The organism is Paenibacillus sp. FSL W8-0439 (genome assembly GCF_038008995.1).
Taxonomy (GTDB): domain Bacteria; phylum Bacillota; class Bacilli; order Paenibacillales; family Paenibacillaceae; genus Paenibacillus; species Paenibacillus polymyxa.
This window is the reverse complement of the sequence record NZ_JBBPAK010000001.1, coordinates 5,795,280-5,808,527: the sequence shown is the minus strand read 5'-3', so window position 1 is coordinate 5,808,527 and position 13,248 is coordinate 5,795,280. Positions and strand designations below refer to the sequence as shown.

The 13,248-nt window shown below is 49.0% G+C and carries 10 protein-coding genes; all 10 read left to right on the top strand.

Going from position 1 to position 13,248, the window contains the following annotated elements; translation table 11 throughout:
- The first annotated feature begins 2 nt into the window (after positions 1–2).
- The 10 genes from MKX36_RS25135 to MKX36_RS25090 all read left to right on the top strand — a co-directional run bounded on the left by MKX36_RS25135 (position 3) and on the right by MKX36_RS25090 (position 13,227).
- Complete coding sequence (locus MKX36_RS25135; RefSeq protein ID WP_016822461.1) at positions 3–920, top strand: DUF2232 domain-containing protein; 918 nt, start codon at positions 3–5, stop codon at positions 918–920.
- 11 nt (positions 921–931) lie between these two features.
- Positions 932–2,920 (top strand): DHH family phosphoesterase, encoded by a 1,989-nt coding sequence (locus MKX36_RS25130; protein ID WP_016822462.1) that lies wholly within the window; start codon positions 932–934, stop codon positions 2,918–2,920.
- Complete coding sequence (gene rplI, locus MKX36_RS25125) at positions 2,917–3,360, top strand: 50S ribosomal protein L9 (protein WP_016822463.1); 444 nt, start codon at positions 2,917–2,919, stop codon at positions 3,358–3,360. Before MKX36_RS25130 ends, rplI begins: the two co-directional genes overlap by 4 nt.
- Positions 3,361–3,362: 2 nt before the next feature.
- On the top strand, positions 3,363–4,721 hold the full coding sequence (gene dnaB, locus MKX36_RS25120) for a replicative DNA helicase (RefSeq protein WP_013373892.1): 1,359 nt from the start codon (positions 3,363–3,365) through the stop codon (positions 4,719–4,721).
- Positions 4,722–5,098: 377 nt separating this feature from the next.
- On the top strand, positions 5,099–6,385 hold the full coding sequence (locus MKX36_RS25115) for an adenylosuccinate synthase (protein WP_016822464.1): 1,287 nt from the start codon (positions 5,099–5,101) through the stop codon (positions 6,383–6,385).
- Between the two features lie 228 nt (positions 6,386–6,613).
- Positions 6,614–7,270 carry a hypothetical protein gene (locus tag MKX36_RS25110; protein WP_290409629.1) on the top strand — a complete coding sequence of 219 codons (657 nt, stop codon included), beginning with the start codon at positions 6,614–6,616 and terminating at the stop codon, positions 7,268–7,270.
- A gap of 309 nt (positions 7,271–7,579) precedes the next feature.
- A complete protein-coding gene (locus tag MKX36_RS25105) occupies positions 7,580–9,103 on the top strand; it encodes a M23 family metallopeptidase (RefSeq protein WP_340866047.1) in 1,524 nt (507 codons plus the stop codon).
- A gap of 232 nt (positions 9,104–9,335) precedes the next feature.
- The gene (gene yycF, locus MKX36_RS25100) at positions 9,336–10,067 is read left to right on the top strand and encodes a response regulator YycF (RefSeq protein ID WP_340866046.1); all 732 of its coding nucleotides are present in this window, start codon (positions 9,336–9,338) and stop codon (positions 10,065–10,067) included.
- A complete protein-coding gene (walK, locus tag MKX36_RS25095; RefSeq protein WP_025366252.1) occupies positions 10,064–11,893 on the top strand; it encodes a cell wall metabolism sensor histidine kinase WalK in 1,830 nt (609 codons plus the stop codon). The genes yycF and walK overlap by 4 nt, the downstream gene beginning before the upstream one ends.
- Positions 11,890–13,227 carry a YycH family regulatory protein gene (locus MKX36_RS25090; protein WP_019689082.1) on the top strand — a complete coding sequence of 446 codons (1,338 nt, stop codon included), beginning with the start codon at positions 11,890–11,892 and terminating at the stop codon, positions 13,225–13,227. Before walK ends, MKX36_RS25090 begins: the two co-directional genes overlap by 4 nt.
- The last annotated feature ends 21 nt before the right edge of the window (positions 13,228–13,248 follow it).

Genomic DNA, 13,248 nt, shown 5'->3' with positions numbered 1-13,248 from the left:
CGTTGAAATTCCGCTTGGCCACTGTAGCATGGAGCGTTATTTATTTGCTTCTGCTGCTGACTCTATTGACACCATTTAGAATTATTACCGTATTTTTTCTGATTGTGCCTGGCGCTGTATTGTTTTCATCGCTGCCTTTCAAAGGATTTCTGGTTCACGTCATACCGGTGCTTTTAATTATAGCGCTACTCGATGTGTATTCGCTGCTTCCTGCGATTTACTTTCTGATTCCTTCTATATTGATGGGACGGATATATAAAAAGGGAGGATCTGCTTTTCAGGCGTTGATGACCGGAACGGGCATTATTTTAGCCGAATTGTTGTTTGTACTGTTTATCGCTACGTATTCCTTCGGGTTTGATCTTTCGCAGTCCCTTCGGGATCAGGCTGAGATATCGGCCAGTATTGTACAGCAGATTTTAAGTGCGAATCCGATGTTTGCGAATATGAGCTGGACAGCTGAAGATACGCAGAAACTCGGTACAATGCTGATTGGTAAAGTTCCATATGTGATGATCGTCAGCTCGTTTATACTGGCAGTGATCACACATGCTTTGGCACGTCCAGCATTGAGCAGTCTCGATGTGCCGGTACGTAAAATGAAGCCTGCCCGCGAGTGGATGCTACCACGCACGCTGATCTGGTACTATCTGCTGGCAATTGTAATTGGATGGATAGCGGATTCCTCCGATAGCAGCTGGATTCAAACGGTTTCTATTAGTATGCTACCGCTGATCCATGCATGTTTTATTATCCAGACAATTGGTTTTGTATACTTCTGGACGCATAGCCGTAAAATGAGCCCAGTGATTGCGTTGCTGCTGTCGCTCGTCGTTCTGGTGTTCCAGCCGCTCCGCATTATAGGTATTATTGATTTGGCCTTTCCGCTGCGTGAAGCTATTACAAGATCAAAGAAATAGGGTGAACAGTCATGCCTAAATTTCTACAAAAACGCTGGCACGGCTATCAGACGGTCTGGGCGTTTTTACTGCTGCTGGTGCTTGTCATATGTATTTCCATGTACAACTGGGAACTGGGTGTGATAGGACTGCTGCTATCATTCTTGCTCGGCGGATTGATGCTGAAGACGGAGCTGGATTTCCGTCGGGAACTGAATCAATATATCAGTGGCCTTTCCTTCCGGATCAAGCGGGTGGAGGGAGAAGCGATCAGTACACTGCCGTTCGGTATCATTTTATACAGTGAAAATCGGACGGTAGAATGGCACAATCGCTTTGCCAGTGAGATGTTCGAGGAGCAATCGTTGATTGGAGAGCCCCTTCAAGATTTGTTTCCTCAACTCGCAAACGCTCTAAGCACTAAAAAGGAAACAAAAGAGTCTGCTCGTGAACTAAAGGTGGAATTACAGCATGATGAGCGTCATTATCAGTTTCTAATCGTGCCTGATGAGCGTCTGATATATTTGTATGAAGTGACGGAGCTCGCGGTACTGCGCAAGCAGTATGAGAACGAGCGGTTAGCGCTTGGTATTGTCATGCTTGATAATATGGACGAGGCTGCTCAGGGAATGGACGATCAGCAGCGTACCGCGCTTATTGCGAAGGTTTCCAGCGAGATTACGTCTTGGGCCAATCAATACAATATTTATTTGCGCCGGTTGTCATCTGAGCGTTATCTTATTATGCTGAATCATAAAGCACTCCAGGAGCTGGAGCAAAGCCGATTCGTCATTTTGGATACCGTGCGGGAAATGACAGCAGATTTGAAAGTACCGATGACATTGAGCATTGGCTTGTCTTTCGGCGCAGAGAGTATCAAGGAGCTGGGCGAGCTAGCTCAATCCAGTCTAGATATGGCGCTTGGACGTGGGGGAGATCAGGCAGCAGTGAAAGCGGGACAGCGCCTGTCCTTTTACGGAGGCAAGTCCAATGCTGTCGAGAAGCGTACCAGGGTGCGTGCCCGAGTCATTGCGCATGCGTTGCGTGATCTGATGCAGGAGAGCGACCGTGTGCTGATTATGGGACACAAAATACCGGACATGGATGCAATAGGAGCAGCTATCGGTGTGTGGAAGGCTGCGGCACTTTACAATGTAGAGGCCCATATCGTACTGGACAAATCCAATCCGTCTATTGACCGAATGATGGAGCAGGTAAACAAGGATGAGAAGCTGTCGCAAGCGCTCATGACACCGGAGCAGTCGCTTCAGGTGATGACCGAGCATAGCCTGCTGGTTGTGGTGGATACGCACAAGGCGTCAATGACGATTGAGCCGCGTCTGGTGCAGACGGCCAGCCGGGTGGTGGTTGTGGATCATCACCGTCGGGGCGAGGAATTTATTAATGATTCTGTTCTGATCTATTTGGAGCCATACGCGTCATCGGCCTGTGAACTGGTGACTGAGCTGCTGCAATATATCCATGAAAAGGTCCAGCTGACACCGCTGGAGGCAACATCACTGCTGGCGGGGATTACGGTGGATACCAAGCATTTCTCCCTGCATACAGGCTCACGCACGTTTGAGGCAGCTGGCTTCTTAAGACGTAGTGGAGCAGATACAGTGATGATCCAGCGCATGTTAAAAGAGGACCTGGATGAATATATTGCTAAGGCGGAAATTATTAAGCATGCTAAAATGATATATGGGCATATCGCAATTGCGGTGACCGAGCCCGGACAAAAAATACCGCAGCTCCTGATTGCTCAGGTGGCGGATTCATTACTCAATATGACGGATGTACTGGCCTCCTTTGTGGTCAGTGAACGTCCTGACGGTCTGGTGGGGATCAGCGCCCGATCACTCGGACGCATGAACGTACAGGTCGTCATGGAACGGCTAGGCGGCGGAGGACATCTGACGAATGCGGCGGTTCAGCTGGATTGCTCGCTGGAGGAAGCTAAGCGCAGAGTGGTCGACGTACTGGCCGAAATTGATGGGGAAGAGGGGTTATTTGAATGAAAGTAATATTCATTAAAGATATGAAGGGCCAAGGTAAGAAGGGGCAGGTTAAGGAAGTATCCGACGGTTATGCAGCGAATTTTCTGTTGCCGCGTGGGATTGCCCGTCCAGCAACGGAAGGAAATATGAAGACGCTGGAAAACCAAAATGCTGCTGAGGAGAAACGCAAGCAAGAGGAAAAGGAAGAGGCACAAGTACTCGGCAAAAAGCTGGAAGAGACTACAATTCAGCTCAAAGCAAAGGCTGGAGAAGGCGGACGTCTGTTCGGCGCGATTACAAGCAAGCAAATCGCAGAGGCTGTTGCTAAAACAGGCATCAAGCTGGACAAACGCAAAATCGAGCTGGAAGAACCGATTCGTACGTTGGGCGTGACTCAAATGACCGTCAAGCTTCATCCTGAGGTCAAAGCTACGCTGAAAGTACAGGTGACTGAAGAATAATTATGGGCGGCGAATTTTTTGATCGGATTCCTCCGCAAAATCTGGAGGCTGAACAGGCGGTTATTGGGTCTATTTTGCTTCAGTCTGAAGCACTGATTACCGCAATGGAGCGGGTGCAGACCGAGGACTTTTACGATAAAGCTCATCAAATGATTTACGAAGCAATGATTGAGCTGGGTGAATCCGGACAGCCGATTGACTTGGTTACGCTGACCTCGAAAATTCAGGACAAAGGTCAGCTGGAGGATATCGGCGGTGTCAGTTATCTGGCGAAGCTGGCTCACGGGGTGCCAACAGCGGCTAACGTGGATTACTATGCCCAGATCATTGAAGAAAAAGCGATGCTTCGTCGCTTGATTCGTGCAGCTACACAGATTGTGAGCGAAGGCTATAGCAGTGGCGAGGATGTCGCCGGTATGCTGAGTGATGCTGAGCGCAAGATTATGGAAATCTCCAACGGGCGCTCAGGCAGTGGTTTTATCGCCATCCGTGATGTCGTGATGGAAGTGTTCGACCGCGTTGAATTGCTGCATCAGAACAAGGGAAACACGACCGGAATTCCGTCCGGATTCGTTGACCTGGACAAGATGACGGCGGGTTTCCAGCGCAATGACCTGATCATTGTGGCTGCCCGTCCATCTGTAGGTAAAACGGCATTCGCCCTGAATATTGCACAAAACGTTGCAGTACGGGCAAAAGAGACGGTTGCCATCTTCAGTCTGGAGATGTCGGCGGCTCAGCTCGTGCAGCGGATGATCTGTGCCGAGGCTAACTTGGACGCGAACGTCATGCGGACAGGTGAATTTAAAGGCGACGACGATTGGGCGAAGCTGACGATGGGCATTGCAGCCTTGTCAGAGGCGGAAATCTATATCGATGATACGCCCGGCATCACTGTGGCTGATATCCGTGCCAAATGCCGCCGTCTCAAGGCGGAAAAGGGACTGGGTATGATCGTTATTGACTACTTGCAGCTCATTCACGGACGTGGCAAAGCGGGCGAGAACCGGCAGCAGGAGGTATCCGAAATTTCACGGACATTGAAACAAATTGCCCGTGAGCTTGAAGTGCCTGTAATTGCCCTTTCCCAGCTGAGCCGGGGTGTGGAGCAGCGTCAAGATAAGCGGCCCATGATGAGTGACTTGCGGGAATCGGGTTCCATTGAGCAGGATGCTGACATCGTTGCGTTTCTGTACCGGGATGATTATTATAATCAGGAAACAGAAAAGAAAAATATTATTGAAATTATCATTGCCAAGCAGCGTAACGGCCCGGTCGGTACGGTAGAGCTGGTATTTCTCAAAAATTATAATAAATTCGCTAATTACGAGCGTGCCCATTCGGATGCGTTCGCCGGTTAATATATTAGTATGATTAGAAAAGGCTCTTTCGACGCGGGTATCGCGATTACGAGAGAGCCTTTTTTATAGAATTCATATATTTTGATAGAACGATTGAAACTCTCAATTACGAACAATACTATTTTCATGTAATATAATGTTCGCTTTTTATTTGACTTTGAAAAATGGTACTGGTACACTTATAGTGCTGCTTCAACGCAGTGGGGAGATCATTACGCCCGGGGCTTTCCGAACTTACGGAATGTCTGCGACGGACGTTTTTTCCTGCTGTCCGAGAACGCTCCATACCTGCCCGCTGAGGCGGTTGAAGCCAGATATGTGTTAGCGCGTCAGCTCAAAATCAGAGTGTCTGTGGGCACTCCACGGAGGAATGAAACATGTCAACTGTAGTCGTTGTGGGGACACAATGGGGAGACGAAGGCAAAGGTAAAATCACGGACTATCTGGCGGAAAGCGCTGAAGTAGTGGCCCGTTACCAAGGCGGAAACAATGCTGGTCATACGATTCTCATTGACGGTAAAAAGTATAAGCTGAGCCTGATTCCATCCGGCGTTTTTTATGAAGATAAAAAGTGTGTTATTGGCAACGGCATGGTAGTGAATCCAGCCGCTCTTATTGAAGAAATTACTTATATTCATGATAATGGATTTTCCACGAAAAATTTGGTCATTAGTGACCGCGCACATGTCATTATGCCTTACCATATGACGTTGGACGTGCTGGAAGAAGACCGCAAAGGTCCTAACAAAATTGGTACTACCCGTAAAGGGATTGGCCCTGCTTATATGGATAAAGCTGCTCGTAACGGTATTCGTATTGCTGATTTGCTGGAAGCAGAAGAATTCGAAAAGAAACTGCGCCATCTAACGAAGGAAAAGAATCAAGTGATTGAGCAAGTATACGGCGGCGAGCCGCTGGATGTTGAAGAAATATTGAAACAGTATCTGGAATATGCTGAGTTTATTCGTCCTTATGTAGCGGATACGTCTGTTGTGCTGAACGATGCAATTGACGCCAATCGTAAGGTGTTGTTTGAAGGTGCACAAGGCGTTATGCTCGATATCGACCAAGGTACGTATCCATACGTTACGTCCTCTAACCCGTCGGCTGGCGGCGTATGTATCGGTTCTGGTGTAGGCCCATCCAAAATTCAACAAGTGATCGGTGTAGCTAAATCGTACACAACTCGTGTAGGGGATGGACCTTTCCCAACGGAACTACACGATGAAGTCGGCGATTACATTCGTGAAACAGGCCATGAGTACGGTACGGTTACAGGCCGTCCTCGCCGCGTAGGCTGGTTTGACAGCGTCGTTGTGCGCCATGCCCGTCGTGTTAGTGGATTAACTGGTCTTTCCCTGAACTCGCTGGACGTATTGACAGGCCTGAAAACAGTTAAGATCTGTACAGGCTACAAATACCGCGGCGAGATCATCACGCATTATCCAGCTAGCCTGAAAATGCTGGCAGAGTGCGAGGCGGTATATGAGGAAATGCCAGGCTGGAACGAAGACATTACTGGCGTGAAGACGCTGGAAGAACTGCCGGAGACTACCCGCCATTACGTACAACGCGTATCCGAGTTGACAGGTATTCCAATCGCTATTTTCTCGGTTGGTCGTAACCGCGATCAAACGAACCAAGTGCTTCCGATTTATTTGTAAAATATCGTAGGATTCTATGAGGGTGTCATGCCTGTTTAATCATATAACTTTTCCTGCTAAATCAAGGGGAGAGGGGCAATTCATGCCTCCCTCTTCTTTTTTATATGGATGTGTTGGTGCTAGTTTTACATATTCCAAGGGTTAAAAATCGTCATATCTCGTCAATACTGGTCTATATGCACTTCATGATGTACACATGGCAAGATGCGTATAAGGAGGTAACGGGATATGAGGTGGCTTGGATGGCTGCTTAAAAAAGGAATGACGGTGGTGCTGGTCAGCGCGCTGACACTGGCAGTGACCGGTGTGGTCGTGAATGCTTATGTTCAATCGCTGTTACGGCAATTTAACATTCAGCTCGATCATCAGCCGATATGGGGATGGGGCTGGCTAAAAGGCAGCGCTGGTACTGATCAAAGTACAGGTACAGGGAAGAGCAAGACGACAGGGAGCGACTCTGGAAGTGTAACACCGCCTGATAATGCTTTGCCTGTCATGGGACAGGGCTTAGAAGAAAGCGAAAATAAGACAGGTGGTGCATCCAATGACAAGGGATCTCAGGAAGGGGCCACGTCGGCGGGAACACCAGACAGCGAGCCGCGTCAGCAGGCAGAAGGTACAGCTACACCTGAAACGAGTATCGAAGGCCATGATTTGGTCATTACGCCCGACCATCTGACGGAGAAAAAGAACAATTTACCGGCGGCTCAGAAGCAGGAGATTTTTACGATTCTTATGAGTAAACTTCCGCCGGAAGAGATGCAGAAAATATCAGCTGCGATGGAAGGCGGTCTCACCGAGCAGGAGCTGCAAGATATTCAGCAGGTGCTTGCGAAGTATTTGACCAAAGAGGAATATAACAAATTGATGGGTATGCTTAAATAATGCATAAATAAAACGCATAAATGTATGGGCAATGTTAATGCTCAAAACAGGACTGTAGAATCCGCGCCGGGCGCGGATTTTTTTGCGTGCTAGGAAGTAATTGGAGTGCAGTTGAATTCTTTGTAAAAGCTATGTTAAAGTAAACTGTGTTGTGAAAAGGTTAAATTTTTGAAACCTTTTACATAACTATGCAATGCTAGATAGCGACTATTATCATAGATAAGCTTGTAAAACGGCTACTTTTATCATGTAAAAGGACAATAATGAACGCATTTAATAGAGATAGGATATGCTGAAAAGGAGAGAACCATGGAGGTTTCTAAGGGGAAGTTATCACCAGACCACAGGAATGGGAATTCAAGTGTTGAAAGCAATTCTGCCGATAAAGCAGGGAAAATAGCAACATGGTGGAACGGACGGAAAAGATGGTTAAGTTGGACGGCAGGCGGCATTGTGATTGTTGGCGGTCTTATTTTTGCTAGCAATCAGTATGTTGGTGCCAATACGGTTCCTTATTATAAAGTGTATGTTAAAGGCGTTGAGGTCGGCAGTATCCTGAATGAGCAGCAGCTTAAGCAGCTGTATACAACGAAGAGCAAGCAGTATAAAGACAAGTATCCTGACGTGGAAATGGTGCTCAATACGAGCGCGGTCACGACGAGCACAGAAAAGGCATATAAGGCGGATATCGATAGCGCAGCCACGCTGAAGAAGTTGGACCGCATGCTGACTGCCTATGCCAAAGGAGTAGAAATGAAGGTCAACGGACAGACGGTTGGCATTGTAAAGGATCAAGCGACGGCACAAGCGGCTTTAAAGCAAGTGCAGAAGAAATACACACCTGCGGGTGAAGGTACGGCTTCAGGCATCAAGGGGCTAGTTCGCAAAACATCCGTGGGGAGTAGTCATGCTAGCGCAAGCACGAAGGCGCCTAAAGCATGGCTGGAGTCTACCAGTATCCGTGAAAAGATTGCGTATGAGCCGGTGAAAGCAGATCCGAACAAGGTGCTGACGGAGGCAGAAGCGGTTAAGGTACTGACCGAGGGACGTGAAGCTCCTACAACCTATACGGTGCAAGAAGGCGATTCTTTGTCGTCGATTGCTACGAAGTTCGATACGACGGCTTGGGAGATTAAGCAGAACAATCCCGGTCTGCGTGAGTTGTACTTGCAAATTGGGGACGAGTTAAAGGTCACGGCTCCCAAGGTACCTGTTACGGTACGAACGGTAGAAAAGGTCGTCGAGCAGATTGCTATCGAGCCTGAAGTAGAGATTCGCCAGAGCGATGAATTGAAAGCAGGAGTTACGAAAGTGGTCAGACCGGGACAAGCAGGTCTTAAAGAGATGGACTACCGTTTGACCAAGGAGAACGGTGAGGTCGTGCAAGAGGAATGGCTCGGTCAAAAGGTGTTACAGCCGTCTGTTACCGAGGTGGTTCTGAGAGGAACGAAAGTCGAGGGGGAAGGCTCGGGCCAATTTGCCTGGCCGACTGCGGGTGCAATCATGACGAGTAGCTTCGGAGGACGTTGGGGACGTATGCATGAAGGTGTTGACTTGGTCGGCGATCATACGATTCAAGCTTCAGATGAAGGTGTCGTCACATTTGCCGGTCAGCAGAATGGCTACGGTAATGTCATTATGATTGATCATCGCAACGGCTATCAAACAGTATACGGGCATTTGAACAGTATTGGTGTCCATGTGGGACAGGTTGTTCAGCAAGGTGAAGCGATTGGTATCATGGGAAGCACCGGACGTTCCACAGGCACACATGTTCACTTTGAGATTCGCAAAAATAATACGCCACAAAATCCAATGACGTATTTAAGATAGATTGGATGTTTAAATCGAGAGTTATGTGATTCGATGAGGATCAAGGAGAAAGACCATGTTTTCTGCATGCTTAACAGCCAGGTGCAGGCATGGTTTTTTCTGCGTAAAGAAAAGGGTCTGGAAAAGTAATGGAATAGCGTACGGGTATGATAGAATAGAATAAGCATCTTATGGGTACTGACAAACGAAAGTTAATAATAGATGATGATCCGTGAGAAGAGGTGAACGCTGTATGCAAGGGACGATTCTAGTAGTGGATGATGAACAACCTATCGCTGATATTTTGAAATTTAATTTGGAAAAAGAGGGCTACGAGGTCATTTGCGCCTTTGATGGAATCAGTGCGGTGGATATCGCGGTTAAGCAACAGCCAGACCTGATTTTGCTGGACCTGATGCTGCCGGGCATGGACGGTATGGACGTATGCCGCGAGGTTCGCGGACATCAGCTTCAGACGCCAATTATTATGCTGACTGCGAAGGATGGGGAAATCGACAAAGTGCTAGGGCTGGAGCTGGGTGCGGACGATTATGTGACGAAGCCGTTCAGCACACGCGAATTGCTGGCACGGGTAAAGGCACAGATGCGTAGACAGCAACGCGGCGTAGCAGGCACGCCGGAAAGCCGCCCACAGGAGGATAAGCAGGGGCTGCGCGTAGGCGATCTCTTTTTTGATGCGGATATGTATACAGCCTATAAAAACGGAATTCCACTTGACCTGACGCACCGCGAGTATGAGCTCCTGTACTATATGGCGAAAAATGCAGGCAAGGTCATGACTCGCGAGCATTTGCTTCAAGCGGTATGGGGATTTGAGTACTACGGGGATGTGCGGACGGTAGACGTGACGATCCGGAGACTGCGCGAGAAGATTGAGGAGAACCCGAGCAAGCCGGAGACGATCCTGACACGGCGTGGCCTTGGATATATCGTTAGCGGGGGCAAAGGTGGCCTGCGGGCATGAGATGGCTGTCCTTCTTTCGTACCATTCATGCCAAGCTGATTATTATCTATGTGCTGCTAATCTTGGTGGCCATGCAGTTGATTGGAGTCTATTTTGTCAGCTCGATGAAGAACTCGTTGACGAGTAATTTTACGCAGGATTTGCAAGCACGGGCGGAGATGCTGTCCGTGCTGGCGGAGCAGGATCTGAGTGGCAGTGATGGCAAAATGGAGGAAGATAGCGTCGAAAGTCTGCGTGCACGCGTGAATAACTTGTTTGATTTCAGCGGCGCGGAAATTCAGGTGCTGGATGCCAGTGGCAAAGTACTGATTACTTCTCAAGGCTCTCATGCTGACTATGTCGGACGTAAAAATACGCAGACAGTGGTTAGCCGCGCACTCCAAGGAATCCGTGATAACGAGGAATATATGGTGGACGAAGATAACGTCCGCAAGAAGGTCGTCGCCAAGCCTGTCATCAGCCAAGGCAAAATCGTCGGTGCTGTGTACATCGCTGCTTCCATGGCTGAGCTGTACGATACGATGAAACGCATTAACAATGTGTTTCTCTCAGGTATGCTGATTGCGCTCGCGTTGACGGCTGTGCTGGGCGTGGTGTTGGCCCACACGATTACGCATCCAATCAAAGTGATGACACGGCATGCGACGGAGGTCGCTGAGGGCAAGTTTGACCAGCAGATGCCAGTGTTTGGCGAAGATGAAATCGGCAGGCTGAGCGTGGCCTTTAACTATATGACAGGACGTCTACGTGAGGCTCTGTCGCAGAATGAGGAGGAGAAGGAAAAGCTCTCCTCCATCTTGACCAATATGAGCGACGGTGTGGTCGCTACCGACGATCATGGCCGGGTCATTCTGGTCAACCGCCGGGCCAGCGCCATGCTGGGCGTGAATGAGAATGAAATGACCGGTAGACATATCGCGGTACTGCTGGGGATCGACCCGGAGGAAACCGAGGCCCTGTACAGCGGATCGTCCGCTTCTACGCTCTTGCAGCTGGAGCCGGCCGGTCAGGATGAACCCATCGTCATCCGCGTGACCTTTACACCCATTCATCGGCGGGAATTTGGCATTACGGGCACGATTGCTGTGCTTCAGGACGTGACGGAGCAGGAGGAGATGGAGACGACGCGGCGGGAATTCGTCGCTAATGTATCTCATGAGCTGCGCACACCGCTGACGACGATCCGCAGCTACGCTGAAGCGCTGGATGATGGCGCGATGGCTGAGCCGCAGCTCGCAGAGCGTTTTGTAGGTGTCATCCGTAACGAGACGGAACGTATGATCCGGCTGGTTACGGATTTGCTGCATCTGTCGCGGCTCGATTCCAATGAGGCGCCTCTGCGGATGCAGCCTGCCGACGTGATGGAGATGCTGGACGAGGTCGCGGATCGGTTTTCCTTTCAAATGAAGCAAAAACACATTCGCTCAGGGATGTTCGTAGAGCAGGGGATTGGCAAGGTCGTGATCGACCGTGATCAGATTGATCAGGTGCTGGACAATCTGATGTCCAATGCGTTGAAATATACGCCGGAAGGTGGAAGTATTCGGATCGAGGCTCGCCGCAACCATGAGGGAATGCTGGCTATTTCGGTGCAGGATACCGGAATTGGTATTCCCAAAAAAGATTTGGACCGAATTTTTGAACGGTTTTATCGTGTGGACAAAGCGAGATCGCGCAATATGGGTGGCACAGGACTGGGGTTGTCGATTGCCCGGGAAATTGTAAAGGCCCATGGAGGTCAGATTTTCCTGGAGTCTGAATATGGTCAGGGAACTTGTACAACCTTTACGCTGCCTATGTCGGGTGAAGGGAGGGAAGCACAGTGAAGGAACGTTTGAAGTCCTGGACGCTTGTTTTGCTGGTAGCTTCCAGCCTGGTTCAGACTTATTTTTTGATCTACCGTCTTCCGGGCAGTGATTCTGTACTCACTTCAGAAACGAACTATGTCAAAACTGAAAGCATGGGGCAGGAGAAAAAGATTGAGAACCTTGTATTCCCTGATAGGATGCTAATTCATCAAGGTGAGAAGAAACATACCGTTTTTTATCCGGGGGTTACTTTTTACGATTTGATTTATACACGGCTGGAAAGCCGAAGCTTTAACAATTTCCAACGCCGGAGTATCCAGTCAGCGGACTGGGCACGGATTCGCAGTGAGAATGAGGGGATCGAATTATCATTTTCCGGCGGGGTTCCGGTTTCATTACTGGAACGAGTCATGCGTCTGACGCCGGATTCAGTATTTCAGGGGGAGACGATTAACCGCATCTGGATCTATATCGACGAAAAGAATGCCAAGCCGCACGCGCTCTTTTTTAGTGCCAGAGGCGATGTGGTGTATGAGGCGAACCAGTTCGATATGACGGTAGAAGACATTCGGCAGCATGTGAATTTTGGGAAAAACGCCCCGTTGTACAAGCTGGTGAATAATCAGTATTACATTCCCGTGGATGACCTGGAGACTGTACAGCCTGTGGTATATGCCGGGTTGTTTACGACAGAACAGATGCAGCGGAATTTATTTTTCGATCCGGGCATTACGCGCAATATTCAGGAAAAAGACGGTTCCCAGATTTATACAGATAGCAAGCGTAGCTTACAGATCAAGCAGGATCAACGTTGGATGAGCTATACCGATCCTAGTGCACCGGGAGCGGATGGAAGCAGCCCAATTAGGGACGTGTTGGCCGCAGTTGATTTTGTAAATCAGCATGGCGGTTGGGATGCTGCGTATCAGATGAAATTGAGAAGCAGCGATGAAAATCGCACGAGTGTGATGTTCCAGCAGTATTATGGCGCTTATCCGGTGCTGGATACGCCATCGTTCCGATTTGGTACGATCTCCTTGCAAATCCAGCAGGAAACGGCATCTGTCTATGATCGTTCGTTGCTGTATCTCAAGGGTGGGGAGCAATCCTCGAAGAAAGTGATGCTCCCAGGCGGTGAGACCTTGGAGAAGCAACTGCAAACGGTAGGCGACGGCAAGTCGATTAGAGATCTGACTCCTGTATATCAGCCAGAGCTGATCAATGACGGATTGAAGCTCATCCCAGAGTGGCGTGTTACGTTCAGCGACGGTTCTGTTGCAGAGATTCATGCTGTTCCTGTAACGACAGCATCCAATACAACATTAAAAAAGTCAGACCAAGAGACAAAGTGATAATAGGAAGGGGGAACGGGA